20 protein-coding genes and 1 tRNA gene are annotated in these 25,558 nt (G+C 50.1%); 4 read left to right on the top strand and 17 right to left on the bottom strand.

Going from position 1 to position 25,558, the window contains the following annotated elements; all coding sequences use genetic code 11:
- The first annotated feature begins 103 nt into the window (after positions 1-103).
- Positions 104-784, top strand: coding sequence for a hypothetical protein (locus tag ACYQ27_RS12415; protein WP_456452838.1), 681 nt, complete (start codon positions 104-106; stop codon positions 782-784).
- A gap of 48 nt (positions 785-832) precedes the next feature.
- A tRNA-Gln gene (locus ACYQ27_RS12410) sits at positions 833-908 on the top strand.
- A 133-nt stretch (positions 909-1,041) separates the two neighbouring features.
- Here the strand turns inward: ACYQ27_RS12410 and ACYQ27_RS12405 are convergent.
- From ACYQ27_RS12405 to ACYQ27_RS12370, 8 genes are all read right to left on the bottom strand, one after another.
- Positions 1,042-1,488, bottom strand: coding sequence for an ASCH domain-containing protein (locus tag ACYQ27_RS12405; protein ID WP_460041886.1), 447 nt, complete (start codon positions 1,486-1,488; stop codon positions 1,042-1,044).
- A 59-nt stretch (positions 1,489-1,547) separates the two neighbouring features.
- Positions 1,548-4,928, bottom strand: a complete 3,381-nt coding sequence (locus ACYQ27_RS12400) for a helicase-related protein (protein ID WP_460041732.1) — start codon at positions 4,926-4,928, stop codon at positions 1,548-1,550.
- Entirely contained in the window at positions 4,921-5,937 is a 1,017-nt protein-coding gene (locus ACYQ27_RS12395; RefSeq protein ID WP_460041731.1) for a nucleotidyl transferase AbiEii/AbiGii toxin family protein, read from the bottom strand. Before ACYQ27_RS12395 ends, ACYQ27_RS12400 begins: the two co-directional genes overlap by 8 nt.
- Positions 5,927-6,550 (bottom strand): type IV toxin-antitoxin system AbiEi family antitoxin domain-containing protein, encoded by a 624-nt coding sequence (locus ACYQ27_RS12390; protein ID WP_460041730.1) that lies wholly within the window; start codon positions 6,548-6,550, stop codon positions 5,927-5,929. The genes ACYQ27_RS12395 and ACYQ27_RS12390 overlap by 11 nt, the downstream gene beginning before the upstream one ends.
- Before the next feature lie 42 nt (positions 6,551-6,592).
- Positions 6,593-7,384: a restriction system modified-DNA reader domain-containing protein gene (locus ACYQ27_RS12385; RefSeq protein ID WP_460041729.1), complete on the bottom strand. Its 792-nt coding sequence runs from the start codon at positions 7,382-7,384 to the stop codon at positions 6,593-6,595.
- Between the two features lie 96 nt (positions 7,385-7,480).
- On the bottom strand, positions 7,481-8,590 hold the full coding sequence (locus ACYQ27_RS12380; RefSeq protein ID WP_460041728.1) for an AAA family ATPase: 1,110 nt from the start codon (positions 8,588-8,590) through the stop codon (positions 7,481-7,483).
- 194 nt (positions 8,591-8,784) lie between these two features.
- The gene (locus ACYQ27_RS12375) at positions 8,785-9,357 is read right to left on the bottom strand and encodes a hypothetical protein (RefSeq protein WP_460041727.1); all 573 of its coding nucleotides are present in this window, start codon (positions 9,355-9,357) and stop codon (positions 8,785-8,787) included.
- Positions 9,354-13,307, bottom strand: coding sequence for an Eco57I restriction-modification methylase domain-containing protein (locus tag ACYQ27_RS12370; protein WP_460041726.1), 3,954 nt, complete (start codon positions 13,305-13,307; stop codon positions 9,354-9,356). The genes ACYQ27_RS12375 and ACYQ27_RS12370 overlap by 4 nt, the downstream gene beginning before the upstream one ends.
- Positions 13,308-13,897: 590 nt before the next feature.
- Between ACYQ27_RS12370 and ACYQ27_RS12365 the strand changes: the two genes are divergently transcribed.
- Positions 13,898-14,281 (top strand): type IV toxin-antitoxin system AbiEi family antitoxin domain-containing protein, encoded by a 384-nt coding sequence (locus ACYQ27_RS12365; protein ID WP_460041725.1) that lies wholly within the window; start codon positions 13,898-13,900, stop codon positions 14,279-14,281.
- Between the two features lie 216 nt (positions 14,282-14,497).
- Here ACYQ27_RS12365 and tpiA (ACYQ27_RS12360) read toward each other — a convergent pair whose 3' ends face one another.
- Entirely contained in the window at positions 14,498-15,178 is a 681-nt protein-coding gene (gene tpiA / locus ACYQ27_RS12360) for a triose-phosphate isomerase (RefSeq protein ID WP_460041885.1), read from the bottom strand.
- A 27-nt stretch (positions 15,179-15,205) separates the two neighbouring features.
- Positions 15,206-15,709: a phosphopantetheine adenylyltransferase gene (gene coaD, locus ACYQ27_RS12355; RefSeq protein WP_460041724.1), complete on the bottom strand. Its 504-nt coding sequence runs from the start codon at positions 15,707-15,709 to the stop codon at positions 15,206-15,208.
- A 70-nt stretch (positions 15,710-15,779) separates the two neighbouring features.
- On the opposite strand from coaD, the gene ACYQ27_RS12350 reads away from it, so the two are divergent.
- Entirely contained in the window at positions 15,780-17,102 is a 1,323-nt protein-coding gene (locus ACYQ27_RS12350; protein WP_460041723.1) for an acetate--CoA ligase family protein, read from the top strand.
- A gap of 25 nt (positions 17,103-17,127) precedes the next feature.
- On the opposite strand, the gene arcC is transcribed toward ACYQ27_RS12350, so the two are convergent.
- The 7 genes from arcC to ACYQ27_RS12315 form a co-directional block, all read right to left on the bottom strand.
- Positions 17,128-18,075, bottom strand: a complete 948-nt coding sequence (arcC, locus tag ACYQ27_RS12345; RefSeq protein ID WP_456452390.1) for a carbamate kinase — start codon at positions 18,073-18,075, stop codon at positions 17,128-17,130.
- Positions 18,076-18,251: 176 nt separating this feature from the next.
- Positions 18,252-19,514: a phytoene desaturase family protein gene (locus ACYQ27_RS12340; protein ID WP_460041722.1), complete on the bottom strand. Its 1,263-nt coding sequence runs from the start codon at positions 19,512-19,514 to the stop codon at positions 18,252-18,254.
- Between the two features lie 134 nt (positions 19,515-19,648).
- Positions 19,649-21,607, bottom strand: coding sequence for a glyceraldehyde-3-phosphate:ferredoxin oxidoreductase (gor, locus tag ACYQ27_RS12335; protein WP_460041721.1), 1,959 nt, complete (start codon positions 21,605-21,607; stop codon positions 19,649-19,651).
- A gap of 105 nt (positions 21,608-21,712) precedes the next feature.
- Positions 21,713-22,390: a triose-phosphate isomerase gene (tpiA, locus tag ACYQ27_RS12330; protein WP_460041720.1), complete on the bottom strand. Its 678-nt coding sequence runs from the start codon at positions 22,388-22,390 to the stop codon at positions 21,713-21,715.
- Between the two features lie 9 nt (positions 22,391-22,399).
- A complete protein-coding gene (locus ACYQ27_RS12325; protein WP_456453283.1) occupies positions 22,400-22,765 on the bottom strand; it encodes a DUF1667 domain-containing protein in 366 nt (121 codons plus the stop codon).
- A complete protein-coding gene (locus tag ACYQ27_RS12320; RefSeq protein WP_460041719.1) occupies positions 22,758-24,008 on the bottom strand; it encodes an NAD(P)/FAD-dependent oxidoreductase in 1,251 nt (416 codons plus the stop codon). Before ACYQ27_RS12320 ends, ACYQ27_RS12325 begins: the two co-directional genes overlap by 8 nt.
- Entirely contained in the window at positions 23,998-25,497 is a 1,500-nt protein-coding gene (locus ACYQ27_RS12315; RefSeq protein WP_456453287.1) for an NAD(P)/FAD-dependent oxidoreductase, read from the bottom strand. Before ACYQ27_RS12315 ends, ACYQ27_RS12320 begins: the two co-directional genes overlap by 11 nt.
- Positions 25,498-25,558 lie beyond the last annotated feature (61 nt).

The raw sequence follows: 25,558 nt of genomic DNA, 5'->3' as shown, positions 1-25,558 counted from the left end.
TACAAACAGATATAAGAATACCAAAAATAAAAAACAAGAAATAAACCAGCAAAAACCATAAATACTTCCTGAGCGTTTCTCAATTTAGCGGTGAAAATCAGTGATAAAACTGGTGCCGAGCGTTGCCTACCTCAGGGTTCAGAAGCAGTTCTTTGTGGGTTACTCCATGGCACTTGCCGGCTGGATCGGTGAATACTATCTGACCTACTCTTCTTATCCCAGACCCGGATTCATGAACCGTGCCCTGAGGAAGCTCGGCTTCCGGCTTGTGGGGGAGGACAGGGAGGAAAACCTGACCCAGTTCTTTTCATCAAAGCACGTCGGGGTTACGGTGAGCTATGAGCCGTACAGCGATTCGATGTTCCTCCAGCTCTATCCCCTCAGGAGGAGGATAGGCGCCGGGATTACGGTAAGGGCCCAGAACATTGAGTTCTACAATCAGTTCGTCGTTTCGATAGAGCCGGCCCAAAGGCTGCCGCACGGAATCAGGAGCCTCGGGATAAATCCCCTTCTGGTGGAGGATGAAGTCCCGGTCTCGACCCCCTACTGGGGTATGGTGCATGAGGACTGGGAGAACGAGCTGAAGCTTCTTGTAATGCTCGATGAGGTCTTTTCGAGGTTTGAAGCCGAGGAGTACCGCTGTCCCATCTGTTTTGCCCCTCTGAGAAGGGAGGGGAGCGTTCTTAAATGCGACAGGTGCGGCTTTGTTTACGCCGCTGAAAGCGACTTCGAGAGCGTCATGAGCGAGTTCTCCCCCGGTGAGAGTGAGGAGTTTGTTTTCTGAGCTGGCCCGATAACTTTTATAAGGCGGGGGAGTTCCATACTATCGGGCAGCCCCGTGGTGTAGCGGCCAAGCATGCGGGACTTTGGATCCCGCGACCCGGGTTCGAATCCCGGCGGGGCTACCATACAGCTCCGCAATTTCTCTAAAAAAGCTCCCATTGCCCTGCTGAACAATTCCATGAAGAATTCGATGTTTTCCGACAAATACTATCCCTTAGGCTCTTCTTCGTAGGGGGTCGCAAGACCAGAAGGCCTGCTTTAAAGCCCGCTCTTCCTTAGGATTTCCCTGTACTCCCTTTCCTTTATGTATCTTCCCGATACTGCGATGAACCTTTGGGGTTTAACGGGTTTCGGGTACTTTCTGATGTTCTTCAGCCTGAGAACCATCCAAGGCCTCGGCCTCCTCCCACGGGAGTGCCACTTGGCTCTTTCGCGATCGTACTCCCTAAGCTCCTTGGGAGTGAGGAAAAGCTCTTTCTCATACTTCTTGAGTATCTCCTCAACGTTCTCCAGAAACTCGACGCTTTCAACCTCAGCCTCCCCGAGCCAAGCTTGGCTTTCTCTGGACGCGTAGAAGACGACCTTCATGCCAGGCTTCACCCTCAGCGTGGAGGGCTTAACAAAGACAGTCTTGCCCTCATTGAGTATCCTCTCAAGGAACCATCTTGGAACGGGGAACGTAGCACCAACAACTTTTTCCTCCATCGTTCTCACCACTCAATGTTTCAGGTTAAAGATTAAATAATGTTCGGAAAAGCAAAATCCTAACTTCCTTTCTCCGTGGGGACTAAGAGTAGCCCTGCAACTATGTGTGGTTTAACTCCTTCCATCCTGCGCTTTCTAATTTCCTCTTTGACCGTCTTACGGCGTGCCGCTATCCCGAAGCGCTCGACGAGATTCCAACAGAGCTCTTCTACCTTGTCTCTTGAAGTATTCTTCTTCACGTTGGCTTTTAAGAGTGCATTTCTGAAAGGTTCATGGTTTAAGTATCCCCAATAGACAAGATCATAGAGCAGACTCAGGGACTCCTTCTCCCCCGGGTTCTTGGCTCTCGCAATCTTCTCTTGAAGTTTACCGAGGATTATTCTGACCTGCCTCGGAATTTTTGACGGCCGCCTATGGGTGTACTCAAGCTCGCTCTCGGCAATCTTTAGAAGTTTCTTAAAGTCAGACAGTGCCTTATTGGCAACAACGCGGTAGGTTTTCATGGCTTCAGTGCTATTGTATGGGGGTGTGTCCTCCTCCAATCCAGTGTCTTTTAACAGCTGTTCGATCGGGACGTTTTGGGGTTTCCACTCACCGTCCACGAGGCGGTAGACGAAATACTGAGCCATCACCCCATTACTGCAGACAAAGAACGCCATCGGGGCACTTTCCTTGGGAATCTTTGCAACGCTTCTCATTGAGTACCTTTTGATGATTTCATTGAACCTTTTCTCATCTGCCTCCTTGTAATCTCTCAAGAGCTTCTCTGCAAACGTTGTAACCGATAATAATGAGCCGCTGAATTCGTCCTCTATTTTCTCTATCTCCTCAGTTCCGTAGATGGCCCTTATTGCCGAGGGATTCCACTCCTCTTCCTCTTGGAGGATTTTTCCATCCGTTCCAAGGGCCCTATTGAACTCCTGAATTCTTCTCTCGACCTTTTGGAGGAGCCCAAGGTTCTCCTCAAGCTTCCTCTCAGGGAAGAAGTTGTAGACCAAAATCTCATCGTGCTCTGTCCCTATTCTATCGACCCTACCTATCCTCTGGATGAGCTTAATTGGGGTCCAGTGAAGGTCGTAGTTTATGACCACGTTAGCATCTTGGAGGTTGAGACCCTCGCTGAGGACATCGGTCGCTATTAAAATGTGAAGTTCCTGAGATTCTTCAATCTCCTCATATCCATTGAATTTTGGAGCGAAGCGCCTTATTTTGTTAGCTATTCCCTTAGTGTTTGAGCTCACATATTCCATCTTTTGGACGATATCATTGGGAAGTATCTTTTTGAGGCCCTTGTAAATCCACTGAACCGTCTCTTCGAACTCACTGAAGACGAGGACTTTCTTACCGTCCTCTCTTAGTTTCACAATTTCCTCCGCTAGTCTTCTGAGCTTCGGGTCTTTCTCAGGGTTCTCATCCAGTTCATTTTTGAGGGGTTCGAGTGCCTTTTTCATGGACTCCAGGATTTTTACGTCGTGCTCCAAGTCCTCAAGAAGTTTCTTAATCCTGAAGCCACCCGCCTTGTAGGTGACTTTGTTCTCCTTCTTGTATTTCTCAATAAGGGCCTTCACTTCATCGTCGTCGAGGACTCTCTCTTTATTGCCACCAATTTTCCCTAGCAGAACATCATCAAACTCGTCTCCAGCAGGAATGAAGCCGTTCTGAACGAATTTAATGAAGTTCTGGGTTTTTATCAGATCCCTCCCCAGGGTCTGATACATAGCATACCAAGAACTCTCCAGACGTTTCAGATAGAGAATTCTCATGATACCCCTGAGTCCTTTACCGGCGGAAGATAAGCTCCTGTAAGGCTCAGCGTCCTGGAACTGGGGCAGAACGTAGTTGTAAAGGTCAAACCTAGTGTAGTTCATTGAGGAAATGCCGTTCAAAAGCAACTCGTAGATGTCTCCTGGATAAACCTCTGATATCGTGTACGTGAGTACGGACAGCTTTCTCTTGGGGAAGCAGAGCTTCTTGTTTTTCTTTACCTTGATGCAATTGCCCTCGCCTCCGTAGAGCTTGAGGATGTCGTATCTAGTTCTTCTTATTAAAACCTCCCTGAATACATATGAGGGGTCTATTTCACCCCGTTCTATGGCTTTTGTAAGATCCTCCCACGTCTGCGGCGTTATCGGGAAGGGATGTCGTCTCTCTGGGAGAAAGAGGCGAATCTGGCTTATTATGTCCTTGTACCTCTTCCTGTACGGTGTCGCCGTGAGGAGGATAAGTCTTTTGCCAGCGACGAGCTCCTGGAGGTTTTTGTAGGATTTCGTGCTTGGATTTGAGTAATGATGGGCCTCATCAACCAAGACCGTCCCAACTCGCTTAAGGTACTTCTCCATTTCCTGGTATTTGTCGGGCGATAACTCCCTGCGTGGCAACAGGCCGGATGAAAACACCCTACCCGGAATGTTGTACTCCCACAATAACCCTTCCCAGTAGCGGACAAGGCCTGGCGGGGCTATTACCGCGACTTCCCTCGGGCGTCCATGGAGAAGATCCAAAAGGGAGAAGTGCTCCAAGAGGGCCAAACCTATGTAGCTCTTACCCAGACCGACAACATCACTTATTAGAACTCCCCCGTACTTGTTAACAATGGATATCGCCCTCATAACGGCATCCTTCTGGAAGGGGTAGAGCACATTTCCCAGCTTCCTCAAGAGAAATCCAGTGTCTTTCTCCAGTATCTCTTTGTAAAGCTCGTACAGGCCCCTAATAAGGACTTCCCACGGTGAGGGCAGGTTGCCAGGAACTTGACCCGCCCAGCTGTTCCTTATTATCTCGAGGAGCTTTGGGTTAAAGAGGAGGGCCTCTTCCCAAATCTCCTCGTACCACTCTTTTAGGCCCTCAAAGTGAGTTGACTGCACAATAGCGTTCAGTTCAGTGTTGCCAGAGAAACCGGCCAGTGTGAAGTTGCTTGAACCAACCAGCCCTATCCGGGTTACCGAGGGCCTTGAGGGGTAGAAGAGATACGCTTTGGCATGCATAAACTCCTTGACGTAGATTTTAATCTCTAGTTTCTCGCTTTGGATCCAGTCCATAAGCCTCCTCAGGAACATCTCGTTCTCCTCTGTCTGCTCCATGAAGTTGGCGTTCTTTTCGATGTCCTCGCTCTGTTGGTCAGGGATCTTTTCCATGCTTTTCTCACGGCGTTTTATCTTTTGAAGGGCCTCAAGGGAGTGGTAGACCATGCTGAGCTGCTCGAAGGTTTCCCTGTTCGTTTGGTTGCCTATCACAATCCTCATCTTGCCCCCGTTTGAGAAGAATTCATCAAGCTCGTTTTGAATCTCCTTCATACCGCTTATGAATAAGAAACCCACGGCAACGTCAATCTGGTTGTAGTCCCCTGAGGTCAAAACTTCCCTGAGAACGTCTATCAGCATCACCCGTTTGTTGTCAACGAGACCGTGTTTGTCGAGAAGATGTATGGCCGATTCAGCCATCGGTTTTCACCCCAACTAAGTCCCCTAGCTCATCAACAATATCCAAGAGTTCTAACCGTAACTCCCCAACGAAGTTCAAAAACTCTTCCCTTGAAAAGGGCTCAACGATGAGTCCAATGTCCCTTCCTATCTCTGGTTCGAGGTTGCTAAGAAAGCTTCCATCCTTGAGAGCCGTTATCGAGTTCTTCAGGTTTTTAGAGGCGGTGGAGCTCAAGTTGAGATACTCCCTGATTTTGCCTTCTATCGCTTTACTGTAACGTGATATCTTGAGACCCCTCTGATGGAGCTTGTAAAGGTCGTAGAGGTCCCTGAGTTTGAACTCTTTCCTCGTCAAGAGAGCCCTAACCTTCTCCACGAGAATCTCTCTGTCAGAATAAGCCACGAGGGAAACTGGATAATAGTTGCCGAGAAACTCAATGTATTTTTTGTATTCTCTTGAAGTGAGCTCAACACGCTTCCGAGATAGGAGAGTATTTGCCGTTAGGGCTTTTGGCTTAAAGGCCAGTCTTTCGGCGTAGTTTATCTCAATTTTTATCTTCTCGCCGAGTGGGGAGTAGAGTATTATCTCCCTGAACCAGCCCGGACCGAGGAGAAAACTGAAATACCTGTGATTGTTGAAGTCGCTGTGATCCTTGTAATGGAATTCAAGGCCCCAATCTCTGGCCATACATCCTAAAATCTCCGCGATTCTACCGGTTTCTTCGTTCAGAAATTTTTTGAGCTTGCTCCTGCTTATCTCTCTGAGCTCATCGCTGTGCCGATACGCGAAGTCCAAATCCCTGCTGAAGCGGTAGTAACCTAAGTGGCACTTTACAAGGCAGGTTCCGCCTTTGAAGACGTAGTTCTCCTTGAAAAGCGGATCCCTCTCAAGCTCCTTCAGAATTGTGTGGATTATGTAATCCCATTCCACAAGGTCTACGGATTTTATTTCGGTTTTCTTTGAAACGAAGTTTGCAAAGCCCCTCCGTTCGTTCCTGCGAATCTCCATTAGAAGTGAATCATTCGCCATTTTCAATCACCTTACGTATTGAACGGGGGTATCTTTTGGAATACTCTTTGAGTTTCGTGGGGTCTGCCATCCCATAATACTCCTTCCATAGTCTCCACGCCAAGCTCTTGGGCAGGGTGCCGTAGTTGGCGAAGTAGAGGAAGTCAAGGAGCGTCTTCTCTAGGTCTGAAAACCGGAGGGAGTCTTTGGTGACTATCCCGAAGTCGAAAAGATTTCTTCTGCTCTGGATTATCCTAACAGGGGTTCCGTTCACTTTGATTGGCTTTGGCCTCGCTATTCTGTCGTTTATCACGAAGACCGTCGTGTAGGTTTCATGGGTGAGACCGCTGAGGATTAAAGCAGTGAAGAGACCGAGGTACCAGTTCTTCGTTATCTTACCCATCCCAAGGGAGAGAAGCCTGTAGATTGAAGGCGAACCCCCGGTCGAGAACTCCACCGGCGTTTTAACGTAGTAGAGGCCCCGCAAAATACGAATAACATAGCCGTACTGGATGAGATAGTTCACAAGGTAATCAACGTCCTCGTTGAAATATGAAGCGAGCCTTTCGAGTTCTTCGCGGGTTATTGCCTCCCCTCCGAACTCTGAGAGGAGGAGCTGAATGATTGGCTTCATGATTTTTAATTTAACTAACAACCCATAAAAAGTTAGTGGTTGTTAGTTAAATCTACGACGTAGGTCATCAATTACATGCTCAGTTCCATTTTCATCCTTGTACTTCCACCATCTCCATCCATTAACTGCTCCTTTAGTTATGTGGCTTGCTGCCTTTGAGAGGCTTGTGTGGACGGTGCCGTCGTTGAAGAGTCTCACCCGACCATCTTCAAGGATCTCTGCCGTGTAGAGGATCCCCTTGTATTCCCTGTAAATCCTAAAACCTGGCCTGATCATTCCCTCCCTCATCAGATCCACAAGTTCGTTTTTGTGCACTCTGTTTTGGAATGGTTTCTCCACTGAAGTGTTTTCCTGTTTAAAAGCGGGGGAGAGTGTTTCAAACAGATGGATGTGATCATCTAGCTCTTTAGAACCCTTCCTTACGAAGGTTTTGAACTCAATTAAGTACGCAGGATAGGAGAGCACTCCCACAGCTTCCCTCACAGCTTCAGTTATTTCATCAATGATTATCACTACATCAGGGGTAGTTTCAAGTATCCTCAATATCTCCCTGTACCTGTCCCTCTCTATCCCATTGGACTCCAAAAGGGCAATCTTGTACGGGTCAGTCTTTATGTAATTGTAAAAGGCATCGGCAAGTTTGTTTTTGGTGTTTGGATTTTTAAGCGCGTTTAGAAACTTCGTTAGCTGGGGAATTATGTGTTCATAAATCCGATGTCTGCTGAGTTCGACCTCAACGATGAACCATCTTCTATTCTTGAAATCAATAACGAACGCGTCTGGAATTGTACCGATGTTAGCCGGACTTTTGATTTTCTTCTTTGGGAAAATCAATGAGTTATCCCAAAGATCACTCGATAGTGCTCGAAGACTATGGCCTCAAGTTCAGCCTCGTTTTTGTATTTATGTGGAACATACCTAACGCAATCTTTAAGGAGAAGTTTCATCGGCAACCCTCCATGAAGTTTCAAATCTAAACTCCAGCACGGCTTTTCTTAGGGGCCTTTCAGGGATCTGATAGATTCCCCTCCTGGGCTTCACAAGAAAACCTCCGTCAACGAGGTTCTTTAACACTTCCTTGGCCCGCCTTTCAGAGATTTTTAAAGTTGAAGTTATTTCAGTTACTATCTCTTCAGTCTCCACCCCGTAAGAGGGACCTTTAGCAATAGTCCTTAGGGCAATAATGTAGGCGGGTGACTTGTAAATCCTGATGAAGTTTCTCAAATCTTCCTTCCAGAGCTTAACTGCGTAATTAATTGTCATCGAGAGGGCGTCCTCGTGGGTTCTTCCCTTGGTTCTAAGCTTACCGTAATATGCTAGAAACCCGGGCACGTTGGAAAGTTCCTTCGCAGCTTCCCTGAGCTCCTCTTCCGGAGAATCTGGGAGGCCCTTTTTTAGGTATTCTACGCTCTCCTTAACGTCCCATCTGGGAATGTTTATCCTCTCAACGTATCTCGCAAAGAAAGGCCTGTCTCCTGTTGGGTTGATTATCCTCTCTAAAAGACCCGGCATTGAGCCTGACAGGACTACAGTAACGTTCTCAAAGCCATCTGAGATAGTCTGGAGCATTCCGAGCATGTTCAAAGGAGTAAATCTCGGAAGGACTTGAGCCTCATCAAAAATGACTACAGTTTTCTTTCCTTGCTTATTGAGGTACCTCAGAAGGTTGAGGAATGCATTTTGGAACTCCGCTATTCCCTTCGGCTTTATGTCCATTTTGACGAGACCGAAGCTTAAGGTTGCCGAGTACTCAAGTTCCTTCTCCGAGATGTTTGTTGATACCGGCGTAAGCTCGGTGTAGCTTATTGCCTCCCTTCCCATTCCAAATGCGAGGTCATAATAGAGGTACCTGTACTTTGAACCGTACTTGTTTAAGAAAACGTTGATAACGCTGGTCTTCCCCACTCTCCTAGGCCCGAGAACTGCCACAAAGTCACCGTCTTCCATAGTCTCCCTCAACTTTTCCACCGCTTCCCGGTGTTGTTCCCCATGAAGGTTCTCCTCCTCCCGAACCGGGCGTGTGCTGAACAAAATGAACACCCCATCACTAGTGATGGGGCTTCACTTATTTAAGATTTTAGGAGGGGGCGACACTCATTAAACTTTTGTGAGAATTCCTTAAGTCCATGTCTGGCAGCTTTTTTTGAAGCACCGCTTGTACCGCCGGTTGATTCCAGAGGAGCAACCTAAAGAAGTTTAAATTTACATTTGAAAGCTCCAATGTTGTATTTTCCTCAATCCCTTTCAGAACGTTTCTTTTTGGTGTCTTTCATGATCCTCTTCATAAGCCTGTCTGCCCCAGTCTCTCGGTTAAACTCCTCCAAAAGCCTGTTTAGAGTGATTTCAAACTCTATTTGCTTCTCGTTTTGGGTTACTTCAACCGATTTGGCAACCTGATAAAGAAAGTCCCAATTCGGCTTGTCCCCTTCAAAGGCAACCATAATTTCTTCCAACAAAAGCCAGTCCTTCGGCTTTAAAAGCCCCTTCAACTCCTCTTTATGGGCAACGAAGAAGAGGATCAAATTTTTGGTAGCATTAATCAGATTCTCATAGTCCTCCCTTAATTTATAAACAATCATCTCAGCCTCTCTTTTTGGATCTTCTGGCTCCAGAATGTAGGAATACAAGACATAATCGCCAATTGCATTAAAATAGTCTCTAAAAAATGTTAAAATTGCCGAGTCCAAATCATCGAAAAAAGGCTGCCCTTTGGTAGCTAATGCCTTTTTCAGATTAATCCTCTTCCATATTCTGTTCAGGACGTTAATAGTGTAGGGAAGGTATTGAAAGGCGTCCATGGTTATCACTTCTTTTTCTTCCCTGAAAACGTCTTCGCCTTAACCAGCCTCGCCTTCACGAGCTCCACAACGGCTTTGTAAACCTCAAGCTGCTCCTCCTCGGTTAGGCAGAGGGCCTCGAAGATGACCCTGTCAAGCTCACGGCGGTCGGGGAGAACCTTGTCAAGGGAGACGTCCTCTGGCTTGATGTTGCTCAAGTCGCGGTTGGGCTTCGGAAGGCCGAGCTCCTCGAAGATGGACTTGATTGGACGGTTTGCCATGCGGTTGAAGGCTTGGAGAAGTTTCTCCATTTGATCTTCTGAGAGCATCTGAGGGTTTATCGTTATGTAGGAAATTATGTCAACACGCTCGTTTTTTATTGGCCCACTACCTCCACCGTACGCTCTTCCCAACAATTCCTTTACTAAGATTTGAAAAGTTCCAATAAGTACGGGGTACAAAGCTACACTCTCTGAACCTATCGGAGTTATGCCAAAGAAGTTATGGTCAAGTTCCACATTACTATCATTGTAATGGATATTATGTCTCTTCGCTTGAATCATTGCCCATGCAATTGGCTCAGTATGAGATGATCCTAAGTCCCACCAGAGTCTCCTCCCACGTAAGGTAGTACGGTTCTGATACCCTCTACTCTCCCCCCACTCGATATACTTCAACGCATGAACTCTTCCCTGCTTCTTAAGCTTCTCCTTCGGAAGGTTGCATAAGAACACCCTGAGCTTAAGGTCTTCAAGTCTAATCCGATAGGTCTTTATCTCCTGTGGGCTCTTAACAACGGGCCTCAAAAACTCCTCCTCGATGTATCCCTCCCATCCTGCCTTATTCTTTACAGCAACTAATCCTTCTTCTGGCTTGTGAACCCTGCCGCAAACTGGACAAACGGGCCACTCCTTGGGGTTCTTTATCGGCTCGAGGTAGAAGAACTCGTTCGCTCCTGTTTTAATCCCAAACCTAACCTCAGCAATCTCCCCAAGCCTCACCAGCTTTCCTTTTCCTTTATCCAGAATCACGTAGAATATTCTTGGAGCCCTGATCAGAATCCCGCCCCACTTCATGCCCTTGTACTCGCCGGAGATGTTGTAGGTTCCGAGGAGTTGGTTCTTCTTTCCGACCTTAAGGCCGCCCATCTTTGCAAGCTCCACCGCTTTAACGCTCCTCACCCTCAGCTCATCGTCCTCGTAGCTGTAAACCTTACCGCCGAACACTTCGATGCCCCTTACCTTTCCAGCGTGGCATTCGAGCAGTTTCCCCACCGTATCGAGGCCGATCTCCTCAAAGCTCCTCTTCAGCAGGACGAAGTTCACGCACTCCTCTCCAGCCGTGTTGAAAAGCTCCTTGGGCTTCCTCGTCAAGACGGTAATCACGGTGTTAACGTCCGCCTGCTCAAAGCTTCTCGTTGTGTAGTCGATGACCGCCTTCAGGTGGGTGAACCTCAGGAAGAACTCCTGCAGGGCCTTCCCGAAATCTACATCCAGCCACGAGTTCGAGGTGATGAAGACCAGTGCACCCTTTGGATTCAGCAGGTTGACGCCCTGGATGAAGAAGTACGCGTAGAGGTCGCTCCTCCCCGGAAGCTTCATCTCATATTTAAACTTGTCCTTGATTATGGACTCCATGTGGTTAATTATCTTCTTTTTGTATGCCTTCTTGAGCTTCTCCTGCTCATTCTTCGGCAGCATCTGGAACTCTGCTAAATCGTAGTACTCGGGATAAATCTTTTCCTGCCTCACGTAGGGAGGATTGGCAATGACGATGTCGAAGCCCCTCTTCTCAAGCATGACATCAGGGAAGTCCAGTTCCCAGATGAAGGGCGGCTTTTCAAGGGCCGAGAAGTCCTCCTTCCTGACGGCCTCAAGGAGCAGCTTTACCTCCTTCTTTTCCCTGGCTTTAAGCTCCTCCTCCAAAGCCTTCTCAAGGAACTCTTGGAGCGCACCCCACTTGGCCCCCTCGATGTCCCTGAGCGTTACAGGCTTCCCATCTATCCTCTCCCCCATGTAGTACTTTCTCACGAGCTCTTTGTAAGCGACTATCGCCTCACTGGCACCTTTCTTGGCCCAGAGAAGCTTAAGGCTCTCCCTGAACTTGGCCAAGGGGATCTCAACGACTTTCTTCTTGTTGCCGATTTTCAGAACAAAGTGTGGCGGGGCGAGAGAATCCCCAATCGCGAGCTTCGTCTCAAGGTTGGGTAGAATGGGCTCGTTTGGAATCCTCCCTTCGCCCTCGATGAGCGCCAGCCAGAGCCTGAGCTTCGCCACCCTTATCGCCCAGTCCTTTATGTCAACGCCGTAGATGTTGTCCCTGATGATTTCGAGCTTCTTTTTGTAAGTAACCCTGCTGTCCTCGGTGAGCTTCTCGTGGAGCTCTATGAGAAGGTGGAACATTCCAACGAGGAACGCACCGCTTCCAGCGGCCGGGTCAACGACCTTAACGTCCTTGAGGGCCTTTTCAAGGGCATCTATCTCTTCCCAGGAGAGGCTCTTTGGATTCCACTCGTAGGATGGTGTGAACACGAACCTCATGAGAAGGTCTTTATCAAGCTTGGTGTTCCTTTCAAGATACTGGTAAACGGCCATCCTGCACATGAAGTCCACTTCGCTCCTCGGGGTGTAGAATATTCCAGAGGCCCTCCTCTCCTCCTCGCTCTCGATCTGCTCCTCCTCTGCAATCAGGGATTCGTAGATTTTGCCGAGCATCGCCGGGTCAACGGCAACCTCAACTTCATAAGGTGTCTCTTCAGTGACGGTGAAGTTGTAGGCCTCAAAGAACCCCATAATGATTTCGGTCATGAGCCTGTCGTCTATCTCCGTAATGACCTCGTCGAGGTTAACGCCCGCTATCTCAACCGGGCTGAAGAGCCCACCGTTGAAGTATGGAACACCGTAGAGAAAGACATCCCTAACTGTGGGAGAGGGAACGCTCTTGATAGCATCGATATCTTTACGGCCGTAGCCTCTCCTCGGACGGTTCATCGCGTAGAGGAAGAGAACCCTGAGGTAGTCCCGATAGAAGTTGCCGCCGTGTTCTTCGTACTGATCGTGGAGCCACCTGACGAAGTTTCTGACATCTACCTCATCTCTAAGATCCCTTCTGAGGGTACTAAGGTCAACTATCCAGCCCTTCTTCTGGAGGAAGTAGACAAACATGAGCCTGTTGAAGAACGTGTGGGCGAAGGTCTTGGTGGCCCTTTCAACGAAAATCTCCTCTCTCTTGGCCTTGGGTATCTCCATCGATTCAGCGGTGAGGAGGTAGTCATCTGGACATAGTGCCCTTAGTTTAGACCCGTATCTCTTTTTAATCCAGTTTTTAAGGTCGTAGTAGTTCCTCTTGTACTCATTAAAGAACTCCTCCGTCAATGGTTTAACGAGCATGTATTTGTCCAGCGCATCCTTGATCAGGCTGGCAGAAAGGCTATCATATTCCCTGAGCTCCAGGGCAACTTTCGCGATGTTTGTTGCCAGCGTCCTGAGCTTCTTCTCCTCTGGGTCGATTACGTAGACGTTGAGCTTTGCGCTCTCAAGCTTTCTCTGGTAGATGGGTATGATGAGCTTCCAGTATTTGTGTTTCTCACTCTCCTGGTTCTCTATCACGTCAAGGATTAGGATGAAGTTGGCGAATGAGATATCCGAGGAATATGAGGTGAAGTTAAGCAGATTCTTCACGAGCTTTTGACGGTATTTGAGCGTGTCCTTCCAAGTTTCAGCGTAGATGACATAGAAGTTCATGCCGAGGTCAGAGGAGGCAACGGAGATTATCCTCAACTCGCCAGTGTTCTCATCCACAAAGTCATCGAGGTAATCCCTCTCAATGTCCTCATCCTCGCGCTCAAAACCCCAGTGCTCGAAAATTTTCCTGAACGTTTCCATAGCATCGCTAAGTGAGGTCTCGGTTTCGAGGCGTTTGAGAAGGGACTCAACGGTTTTGGCCTCGTCCACGAGGCTTTTACTTTCGGTTGTCATCATAATGACCACTCTCCCGATGAGTTTGAGCTACCTTAATCTTCAATCCTGATGCTTTTAAGTTTTAGTAGCGTGTGGGACAAAGTGAAGACCCGTTCACCGGTGACGAACCATCACTTACACTTAGCTCAGAGACACAGGATGTTTGTAAAGTCTAAAAGGCCCAACTGTTTATCAGGTGGTTTAAAATTTTGAAACATAACACCCAACCATGACTCTTTTAACGACGAATTTGAAGTAGCTTGTAATGAACATATCTCAGATTTTCAGATTCAAAATTTCTCAAATAACACTAAACATAAAACAAAAAATGAATGAGTCCAAAGGATTCCAAGTTGAATCCGGTTATTAATCAACCATTAGCTTTTTAAGATAACTCTGAGCATGAAGCTTATCACCAAGTTCATTTTTTCAAAGTACGGGGGCAGGGTAACCACCAGAAAGGAATTGGAGGAAATCTGCAGGAGGTTTGGTGAGAACCTGGGTACATCGTAAACTACTACATAAGCAGGGGCTACCTCGTTAGAATCCTGCGCGGGATTTACTACGTCAGAACCTTGGAAGAGTACAAGCTGGGGAAAACGCCTGACCTGATGAAGCTGATTGCTATGGCCATGGAGAAGATGGGGATAAAATGGTATTTCGGCCTCTACACGGCCCTCAGACTCAACGGGGTCACCTACGAGTACTATTCTCGTCTCTTTGTAGTCACTCCTGCAATAACCCGGCCAAAACCGGTAAAGATTCTCGGTGAGAATGTTCAGTTCGTCAAGCTGAAGAAATCCCTCCTGGGCTTCGGAGTGGTTAAAAGCGGAGAAATTCAGTATTCAGACTTGGAAAAAACCCTGCTGGACTTCATTTATTTAAAGCGGTACAACAAACGCCTTAATGCAAATGCCGTCGTAAGGGAATACATTGCAAGTGCTAAAGCAGAGAAGTTGATAGAATACTCCAGGGCTTATCCAAAGGGAGGTTGAGGCCATTGTTTCCGGGCGATGAGTTCACGGGCTTCATAATCCAGAAAACCGGCATCGAAAAACCTCCACTTGTGAAAAGGGACATAATCCTCCATGCAATCTTTTTGGGCGTTAAACGAGTTTCCTGTTAGAGCGCCCGTTGAATTGTTTGTTGCATCCCCGCCCGGGGCTTTCAAAAGAAAAAATGTAAAATGTTGAAAACCAGAACCCTGCAGATTAAACAATCAGCGAAACTAAGTCCCTTATCGCTTTTTCTGGGTTTTTGGCTTTTGTGACGCCGCTTGCTAGCAGGACGCCGACGCTTCCCAACTCCAGGGCTTTTTTAACGTCCTCGCCTGTGCTTATGCCTGCTCCAGTTAGAACCTTGACGTGTGGGTTGACTTTTTTAACGAGTTCAACCGTGTTGGTGATGACTTCTGGTTTGGCTTTGCTTACTGGAATTCCTGTTCCAATTAATTCGGGTGGCTCTACTGCAACGTAGTCCGGGCCAAGAGCTGCAACCGCGGCACTCACCGCGGGGTTGTTGGAGCACACCATTGTCATGAGGCCGACTTCTTCTGCTCTCCTAATGCTTGCCTCGAGGTCTGCAAGAATCATTCTGTTTTCGGAGTGGTTGAGGAGTGTTCCTGCTGCTCCGGCTTCTTTGACTGCCTCCGGGAGAACGTGGCCTGTGTGGCTGCCCGGCGTTATTGGGTTGATGTGCTGGGCGAAGACTGGAATTTCGACTTCTTGGGCTATTCTGTAGAGGTCTGCGAGCTGTGGTGCGACGACTATGGTTACTCCCGTCTCCTTCCAGACTTTTTCTGCGGCTTTGGCTATTCTCAAAGCCCCCTCACCCGTCGCCTGAGCATAAGCCTTAAAATTAATCGCAATAACAGGCTCACTCAGCATTGATATCACCGCTGGTGTTATCGCTCTTAACCCTTAAACGTCTTTCCCTTTATGGGCCTTGCTTCCACTGGAGACCGGCCTTCCGAAGGGGTCTATGAGACCGGCCCTTATGAGGGAAGAGCTTATCTTCGGTCCTATCCCGCTCCGTACGATTCCTATGGTAACTATCTCCAGGGGCTTCAGCCCCCTCTCCTCCCTTGCGCGGTTGACTATGAGGGCGCCCTTATACGTTTCCTCGCTCACAACGATGGCATCCAGTGATTTGAGCCTGTCCGCAAACCCTATGGCGCTGTTGATCTTTATGATGCGGTAGCCCGAGTATCCGTTGACCTCGAAGAACTTCACAAGGTCGCGAAGGCGCACCCCGTAAGGGAGAATCTTCTCGGCATGGGGCTTCTCCTTTATCATCTCGTCCGAAGTTAGCCCGATATACACGTATCTGCCAACCTCAAAGGCCTTCCTCAGCAGAGCCTTGTGCCCGAGATGGAGCCTGTCAAACGTGCCCCCGACAACGACCTTCCTGTATTTTTTCCCCATGGACAAAGCTTATGCGAAGGAACCAATAAGCTTTTTTATTGCCTGTGGAGATTCTTTCGGGGGTGGTGGTGTGGATTACTTCTTCTACCCTTCAAGCGTCGCGGTCTTCGGGTCATTCAAAAAGGGCGCCATAGCGCACGAAATCCTGAGGAACGTCGTCGAGGGCGGCTTCGAGGGAAAGATAATCCCGGTGAATCCAAAGGGCGGAACCGTTGAGGTTGCAGGGAGAGCCTTCCAAATCCGTGAGCGGCTCGATGAAGCCGTTGACACGGCCATAATAGCCATTCCTGCAAGACTCGTTCCTTCCCTGATCGACGAAATCGGCCCCCTCATCAAAGGTGCGGTCGTTATAAGCGCCGGCTTCTCCGAGGTCGGGAACGAGGAGCTTGAGCGCGAGCTGGTCGAAAAGGCAAAGAGGCACGGCGTTCGCGTTATAGGCCCCAACTGTGCCGGAATCTTCGGCGTTCACGGGAATTTCTTCGGCTCCTTCGAGGTTCGCGTTAATCCTGGCGGACTGGCCTTAATCAGCCAGAGCGGGGCATTCGGCGGGGCTGCACTGGCGATGGGCAACGACGAGGGCATAGGCTTCTCGGCCTTCGTTTCCTATGGAAATGCTGCGGATTTAAACGAGAGCGATTTTCTTGAGTACTTTGCGGATGATGAGAACACGAAGGTCATCGCCCTCTACATCGAGGGTGTCAGGGATGGAAGGAAATTTTTAAATGCACTCCGCTATGCAGCGGCCAGAAAACCTGTCATAATCCTCAAGGCAGGTAAAAGCAAGAGCGGTGCCAGGGCAGCTGCTTCCCACACGGGCTCGCTCGCAGGGAGCTATGAGATTTACCGCGCCGCCTTCAGGCAGGCAGGGGCCATAGAGGTTGAGGAGATGGAAGAGCTGTTCGATGCTGCCAAAGCATTTGAGATGTACACCAGAGCCGGGAAGAGGGTCGCTGTCATAACGAACTCCGGGGGGCCAGGGGTTCTCGCAACGGATAAGCTTGAGAGGCTCGGCCTTGAGATTGCGATGCTGAGCGAGAAGACGGTTGAGGAGCTGCGCTCCTTCCTCCCGCCCCAGTGCTCGGTTAAGAATCCGGTAGATCTCATAGCGGATGCTGATTACGAGCGCTACAGGAGGACGATGGAGGTTGTCTGCAGGGATGAGAACGTCGATGCCCTGCTGGTTATCTGCGTTCCGCCGATTTTCCTGTCGAGCGAAGAGATAGCCAGAGCCATCATCGAGGCCAGCTGTGATAAGCCGGTTATAGCGAACTTCATGGCCGGTGAGCTCACCAGGGACGGCGTTGAGTTGCTGGAGAGGCACGGAATCAAGAACTTCCCGACGCCGGAGAGGGCGGCAAAGGCCATCAGATGGCTGAGCATGAGGGATCTTTAATGAGGGATTGAAAAACTTGGGGCCGTTAGCCCCTGAGAACCTGGGTTCCTGTTTTTCCTTTGAGGGCTTCTTTTGCTTTGTCCAGTGCGGCTATTACTGCTCTTTCGCCGCCCCATTCCACGAATCTCATGGCTGCGAGAACTTTCGGCCCCATGCTGCCTTTCCTGAAGTGTCCTTCCTCGTAATAACGTCTCAATTCTTTAACGCTAACTTTTCCGAGCCATTTCTCCCCGGGTTTTCCGAAGTTTATTGCCGCACCGTTCACGTCGGTGAGTATCATGAAGATGTTAGCGTTTACCTCTTCAGCCAGCTTTTCCCCTGCTAAATCCTTGTCTATAACGGCTTCAACGCCTTTCAGCATTCCGTCTTCCTCTATGACGGGAACTCCGCCGCCTCCGCTGGCGATAACGATGAAGCCCTTCTCGACCAGTTCCTGGATTACCGGGGCTTCAATGTGTCCTTTCGGGTCTGGGCTTGGAACGACCCTGCGCCAGCCCCTTCCTGAGTCTTCTATGACGACCCATCCTTTCTCCCTGGCGAGTTTTTTTGCGGTTTCCTCGTCGTAGAAGGGCCCGACGGGTTTGCTTGGGTTCTGGAAGGCGGGGTCGTTCTTGTCCACGAGGGTCTGGGTGACTATGGTGGCGATTGGCTTCTCCACGCCTCTCCGCTTTAACTCGTTCCTTAAAGCCTGTCCTATCATGTAGCCTATCTGCCCTTGCGTCATTGCTCCGGCCACGTCCATTGGTTGGGCTGGAATTCCGTGGATGGTCTGGCCTGCGTCCATGTGGAGGAGCAAGGCTCCAACCTGGGGCCCGTTCCCGTGCGTGATTACAACCTCGTAATCCCCGTTGAGAATTATGTCTGCAATCTGCCTTGCGGTTTTCGTGACATTCTCCATCTGCTCCCTGTAACTCCCCCTCTGACCGCGCTGAAGAATAGCATTCCCACCCAAAGCTATAACAACACGCTTCATCCTCCCACCTCCGTAAATTGGGGGTGGGCTTTAAAAGATAAAAGCCTTCCTTAGCAATAATGAAGGATTTACAGAAAAAATTTCGGGAAAGAGGGATTGGAGCTTGCATTTTTAAAAGAAAGTCACGCATATGTTTTGAGCGTTTCACACCGAAAACAGAAAATGCCGGAAAGGAATCACAGGTACCACCCATCAAACCTTCCCAGGCCAAGTTTTTCCAGGGTTTTCATAACACCGAGGGCTATGCCGTCTATTTCAATACCTCCCTCCCCCCTGTATGCATCCCCCACAACATAAACATCCTCAACCGGAAGCTCCTCCACAATCTGGCCGGAAGCCACCCGGTTCACCGGATTTCCGTCGAGGTAGGTCTGGATTAACAGAATCTCGCCCTCCCTGTCAAAATCCGGGAAAATCCTGTGGATATCCTCGATGCCGAGCCTCTGCTCTTTTTTGATGTTCTCCGACCTTAATGCATGGTGGAGCATTATCAGGGTGTGGCCTTCTCTGGTTAGCTCCGGAGAAATGCTCGACGGCTCGTTGTAGCCATTTATCCTCTCTGTATCGAGTGTGAAGACGACGGTGTTGCCTATCCTCGGCTTTCCTCTCAGAGCCACGTTGTACTTTATGCCCTCGCTCGGTTTAAGCGAATCCACCTGTTTGAGGTAGCTGCGGTCAAAGTTCCTCCTTCCGATGAGCTCCACGGTTTCTTTAATCCCGATGTTGGAAATCAGAACGTCGTAGTGAAGCTCTTCGTTGTCAGCGGTGATGACCCTTTTTGCCTCGATGTCAACCCCGACAGCTTTTTTCCCCGTGAGGATTCTCCCCCCGCCGGATTCTATGATCCCGGCCAGCTCCCCGGTCAGGGCTTTGCAGCCCCCCTTAATCAGACCGGGCCCTCCCCACCTCAGGGCTGCCTTTATCTCCCTTGCGAGCTCTATTGCGGGGACATCAAGGACGCTGTCAGCCCAGCCGAGAAAACTTTTGATGAAGAGGTCGGTGAACTCGCTGTCCCCTATCCTCTCCCGAATCCATTCGCGCCCGCTCATCCCCGCCTCTTCTCCTGAAGGGAGCTTATTTCTCTTTATTTCGGCCAGCAGCTTAACCGCTCTGGCCTTTTCCCTGAAGCTCAGATACTTCCACCCGTCTCTGTAGGGGAATAGCCTTCCCTCGTAGAGAATCATGCCCTTTGGCCTTGAATTGATGATAGTGACGTGGGCTCCGAGGAGTTTGAGGAGATGCGCAAGGGGGCCGTCGGCACCGTGGGGAATCATGTGGAATGCCCCCGTGGAGAGGCCGAAGCCTTTGTAGTTCAGGTTGGTGCACCTGCCCCCTATGAAGGGGGACTTTTCGATTACGGTGACGTCATAACCTCTTTTCGATAAAAATGATGCCGTCAGGAGCCCTCCGATGCCGGAGCCTATCACCACAGCCCTCATCATATCACCTGAGATTCTGAGGGAGAAGGGGGATATAAGGGTTTGCCCCATGGGCTTTTGATTTAAACCCATGAAAAACACTCAAAAACCGTAAATGCTGAATCTGGCTGAAGAAATTGTGGAAAGGAAGAGGGTTAAATCCGCCAGTCCACATTCAGTATCTCGCTGTATGCCTGCAGGACCCTTCTGAGGTACTCCTTGGCCGTTCCTATTTTGTCCTCCCTGAATTTGGCAGCCCACCTCTCGTTGCCGAACTCCTCGCTTCCCCTGGCCACAAGGTCAATCACCCTCATGCTGTCCCAGAACACCGGCTCATAGCCCGCCTTCTTCGCAAACTCTATGATTCTCCTGAGCTGCTTCCTTGAGTGCTCCTCCATGTCCACATTGACGCCGTAGGCCTCAATGAACAGGGCTTTGAGAACTGACTTCATCCAGCCCCTGTGGAAGCGGCACCAGCCTATGTTGTCGTACCAGAACTCCCACGTCGCGCTGGCAACTATCTTCCCTGCGAGCTCTTCCGGCTCAAGGAAGACCCCGAACTGGTAGAACGTCCAGTATCTTCCCTGAATCGGCAGGGGGATGTAGTTTCCAATCGCCCAGTACATCGTCGGCGTTATCTCCCCGTTCTCGCCGAGAGGGACGAAAACGCCGCAGTCCTTGAAGCTCTCCCCGTAGTTAAGCCTGTCCTTGAACTTCTCATCAAATACAGCACTCGCCTTCCTCTTTCCGAGGCCGATTATCTTCGCAACCTCATTCTCGGCAAAGGCCACGCGGTGTGCTAATTCCGCAACCAGCCGGGCATTGGTTTCACTTGCCTCCACGGGCTTGAGGAGAAGTGATTCCTTTGTGAATTCCGGCTTTCCGCTCAGGCCAACTTCCTCGGGCTTGAGGAGCCCCCTGTGAACAAGCTCAAGAACCCAAGCCGCCGTGCCGCCGAACTCTATCGCATCAAATCCCATCGCATCCGCGGCATGAACGCTGATCTGGCTTGCTCTCAGGACTATGCTCCCGCTGAGGGGACCGTTTGCCTCGAAGGGCTCATATTCGATGTGGTGTCCATCGGCATATTTCTTGCATGCGACGGGGCACGGCTCACCGCAGGTCGTCCAGTTCTTGGTTTCTATGGCCTCTCTGTTGAATGGCTCCCAGTAGTGCTTCATTATGTTCTCGTGAATCTTGATGCGCTCCTCCTTCGGAATGTAGGGCATCCTCCAGTTGAGAATCGGGACAAAGTCTCCCTCGGCGGGGTAGTTTCCTCCAAATGTTCCGCCGGTCTTCAGCTTCGGGTTGTACTTGTACTTCGTGGTCTTTTCGGCTATGACCTCGAACATGGGCTTCTTTAAAACCCCCTCAACTATGGGCCTGGCGTTTCTTATGCTGCTTATATCCTCCCCGGGGAACTTTTTCTTTGCCTTTCCTCCGAAGATTATGGCCACAACGTTGTGGGCCCTCATGAGGACGCTTCCCGGACCGCCCCTCGCGGCCCAGTCCTCGCTGCCGACGACCCTCTCACCCTTCCTGAGGGTCTGGGAGAATATGGCGCCAAAGTTCGTGTTCAGTGCGGCAGGGCCCACACAGGCAATCCTGAACTCGGAATCAAACCTGTCTTTAAAGCTGTCTATGAGGTACTGGGTGAGCGCATAAACACCCTCCTCACCCTTATAATCCCTCCAGATTTCGATAATCTTTTCAAGTTCGATTTCATGGAGCTCGACGTTGATGTTCTCCCCATCGCCGCTGAGAAGTATCACCGTCGGCTTCTCCCGCCTGCCCTTTAGAACAACAAAATCAACGCCGACCCTCTGGAACTGGTAGGCGGCACCACCCATCGCCGAAGGGAAGAGTCCCCCGTAAAGCGGTGAGCGGAACACGAACATCAGCCTGTGTGATCCCGGCAGAACAGAACCCGCAAACGGCCCCTTTCCAAAAACGACAACGTTGTTGGGGTCGTATGGGTCGAGCTGGTAGGTTCTGTAAATTTCGCCGTGAAGGTAGAGCGCATAGTCTATCACGCCGTAGATGTCTTCTTTCTCAATTTCCTCTGCCTTTATCTCCTCATCATCGAGGCTAATTGTGAGAGCCGTAAATTTCATGTTTATCCCCCCGTATCACTCCGGGTGTTATTTACAGTCAATGTATTTAAGATTTTCGAGATATGATTCATATATTCTGAGGGATAAAGAACAAAAGAGGGGGTTTTAGATTATGAGTGATACCAGGTTTCTTATTGCTTTTTCTGGGTTTTTGGCTTTTGTGACGCCGCTTGCTAGCAGGACGCCGACGCTTCCCAACTCCAGGGCTTTTTTAACGTCCTCGCCTGTGCTTATGCCTGCTCCAGTTAGAACCTTGACGTGTGGGTTGACTTTTTTAACGAGTTCAACCGTGTTGGTGATGACTTCTGGTTTGGCTTTGCTTACTGGAATTCCTGTTCCAATTAATTCGGGTGGCTCTACTGCAACGTAGTCCGGGCCAAGAGCTGCAACCGCGGCACTCACCGCGGGGTTGTTGGAGCACACCATTGTCATGAGGCCGACTTCTTCTGCTCTCCTAATGCTTGCCTCGAGGTCTGCAAGAATCATTCTGTTTTCGGAGTGGTTGAGGAGTGTTCCTGCTGCTCCGGCTTCTTTGACTGCCTCCGGGAGAACGTGGCCTGTGTGGCTGCCCGGCGTTATTGGGTTGATGTGCTGGGCGAAGACTGGAATTTCGACTTCTTGGGCTATTCTGTAGAGGTCTGCGAGCTGTGGTGCGACGACTATGGTTACTCCCGTCTCCTTCCAGACTTTTTCTGCGGCTTTGGCTATTCTCAAAGCCCCCTCACCCGTCGCCTGAGCATAAGCCTTAAAATTAATCGCAATAACAGGCTCACTCAGCTTCATGCGATCACCTCATGCGGGCCTCGTTGCCACTATATTCGCCCCGGTGCCGAGGATGTTCTCTATTATGACCTGACCGACATGCACGGGCGCCTCAACCTCCACACCGGCAAGCTTTTTCATTATCTCCCGTATCAGCTCCTTTGGAACTGGCTTATCCGTTTTCACCGAAACCGTGGGGAATATTCCGCCTTTAACCTTCACGACGCTCATGACCACGCGCTTGGGCGCGGTTACCTCCTGAACGGCATATTCCTCTCCTCTGGGACACGTGTATCCCTTAACGCCCGTTATCTTGTCGCCTTCCATGGTCACCTCTATCTCACAGCCGAGGGGACATACTATGCACGTCAGTTTGAACTTTTTGGTTTCACTCATTTGGAACGACCTCCATGGTGATTTTGTCCCCGGCTTTGGCTATATCGGCTTTCCTGAGCTTTATCCTTATCATCTCGGAGGGCTTAACGAAGGGCAGCTTCATTTTCTTCCCTATCTCCGGGAAGCGCAGAATGACGTTTTCCTCGGGCTTTGCCACCCTCGCATATATCATGACGTCCTTTGCATCGGAGACATAATGCGGCACGGCCAGCCTGATGTTCCTGCCCTTAACGAGCTTTTTCCACTTCATGGCAGGCAGCCCTCCGTTTTTGACGAATTCGTAAGCTCCAACCGCCGCCTCCTCACCCTGCTCGACGACGTAATCAACGAGGTCGTTGATAACGAGGGCGTTTCCCGCTACAAATATTCCCGGAACGCTGGTCTCAAGATAGCTGTTTACAACCGGCCCCATTGTTGCCGGGTCAATAATGACTCCCGCCTTCTCTATGACCTTCAGATAGGGCACAAGCCCTGCCGCAAGAACTACCGTATCGCACTCAAGCTCCTCCTCCGTTCCGGGGACTGGCTTGAGGTTCTCGTCGACCTTCGTGATGATGACCCTCTCAACCCTCTTCTTTCCCTCAACCCTCGTCACGGCATGGCTGAGGTAGAGGGGTATCCCGAAGTCCTCTAAGCACTGGACGACGTTCCTCGTAAGCCCTCCGGGATATGGCATCAGCTCTATGACGGCCTTAACATGGGCGCCTTCGAGAACAAAGCGGCGCGCCATTATGAGGCCCACGTCACCGGAGCCCACTATGACAATCTCCTTTCCGGGCATTATTCCGTAGATGTCCATCATCGTCTGGGCCTCTCCTGCTGTGAATATCCCGGCAACCCTGTGTCCCGTAACTCCTATCTCAAACATGTGCCTCTCCCTTGCCCCGGTTGCATAAATAACGGTCTTCGTCATGATATCGAGGAGCCCCTTTTCTGTAACGACCTTCAGAATCTTGTGCCTGTATGAGTGGGGGATAATCTCAAGGACATGGGCGTTTGTGTAGTGTTCGATGTCCATCTCCATGAACTTTTCAATAAAGCGGTATATGAACTCAGTCCCTGTGAGGTCTTCCCTGAAGTAGTGAAGCCCGAAGCCGGGGTGCACGCACTGTATTGGAATCCCTCCGATGAATTCCCTGTTCTCTATGAGGAGAACCCTCATCCCGAGCTCCTTTGATTTTATTGCCGCGGCAAGTCCCGCAGGCCCGCCGCCGATGACAACGACATCATATTCATTCCGCATTCTCCTTCACCTCCTCCCTCAGGAGGACCTTAACATCGCCGATGCCATATTCTGTCCCCTCCCCCTTCAGCGTGACCTTCCAGAGGGGAATCCCGGTTTCCCTGGAGATTATGTTTGCTATCCTTATCCTGCAGTACGAGCCCTGACAGGTTCCGGACATTACGCCGCTCCTCATTTTGATGCCGTCGAGGCTTATCGTCTTTATTCCCATCCTCTTCATTCTGTGGATTATATTCACGATGTCCCCCTCGGTTATCGTGCGGCACATGCAGATAACTCTCCCGTAGGCGGGGTTCTCCCTTATGAGCTCTGCCTGCTTTTCTCTGGGAAGGGCCTTAAACCAGAATGCTCTCCGGTAGGGGTTCCACTTGGACTTTCTGGTGAGTTTTATGTCCAGTTTCCCCTGAATTAACTCTTCAGCTATATACTGGGCTATTGCCGGTGCGGATGTGAGGCCGGGTGACCTTATACCCGCGGCGTTTATGAAGCCCCACGGATCATCGTAGGCCTCTATTATCCATCTGCCGTCAGGGGGCTCCGGTCTCAGGCCTGCAAACGTCCTTATAACCCTGTTCCTTGGCGGGAGCTCCTTCACCAGCTTCTGCGCCCACTCCCACACGAACTCAAGACCCTCTTTTGTTGTTGATGTGTCCTCCTTCGCCTCCTCGGGCAGATCCTGGGCGGTTGGCCCTATCATGAGTCCATTGTTCATCTCGGTGATGACGTAGACACCCTTGGTAATCGGGGTGGGCGTCTGATGCACTATCCTCGTCACCTTCGGCTCGGCATCATCATCAAAAACGAAATACTCTCCCTTTCTGGGATGTATCGTGAAGTAATCTATCCCGGCCATGGCCGAAATCCTGTCCGCGTAGAGGCCGGCGGCATTTATAACGAGGTCTGCCTCAAAAAACCCCCTGTTCGTCTCAACACCCTTAACTTCTCCATTCTCGATTTTTATTCCCCGGACCTCGGTTTCGGGATGGAATCTGACGCCGTTTTCAACGGCGTTCTCAACGATCGCCGGTGCCGCCATGGGAGATGACATCAGGCCTGCTGTGGGTGCCCAGAGCGCTCCCGCGGCGTTCGGGTTGACGTTGGGCTCAAGCTTGAGTAGCTCATCGTGGTCGACCAGCCTGACCCCCGGAACACCGTTCCGCCTGGCGAGCTCAAGGTAGTGCTCCGCAACCTTCATGTCCTCCTCTTCCACGGCGACCATGAGCTCTCCCGGCCATTTGGCGGGTATTCCCAGCTCTCTGGTCCACTGATACCAGAGCCTGTTGCCCCTAACGCAGAGCTTTGCCCTCAGCGGATACTTATCAGGGTCATCTTCATGGCCCGGGTGTATTATTGCCGTATTTGCCTTGCTGACGCCCATTCCTGCGTCGGCATTTTTCTCAAGAAGATGTATCTCAAGCTCATTGTACTGACTGAGGACTCTGGCTATTGAAGCCCCCACAACTCCTGCTCCAACTATAACAACTTTCATTCTTTTTCCCCCGTTGATTGCGTTTGGTATTATGTATGAGAATGCAAATAAAAAAGTTGGG

The organism is Thermococcus atlanticus (assembly GCF_054657855.1).
This window is presented reverse-complemented; position numbering and strand designations above follow the sequence as displayed.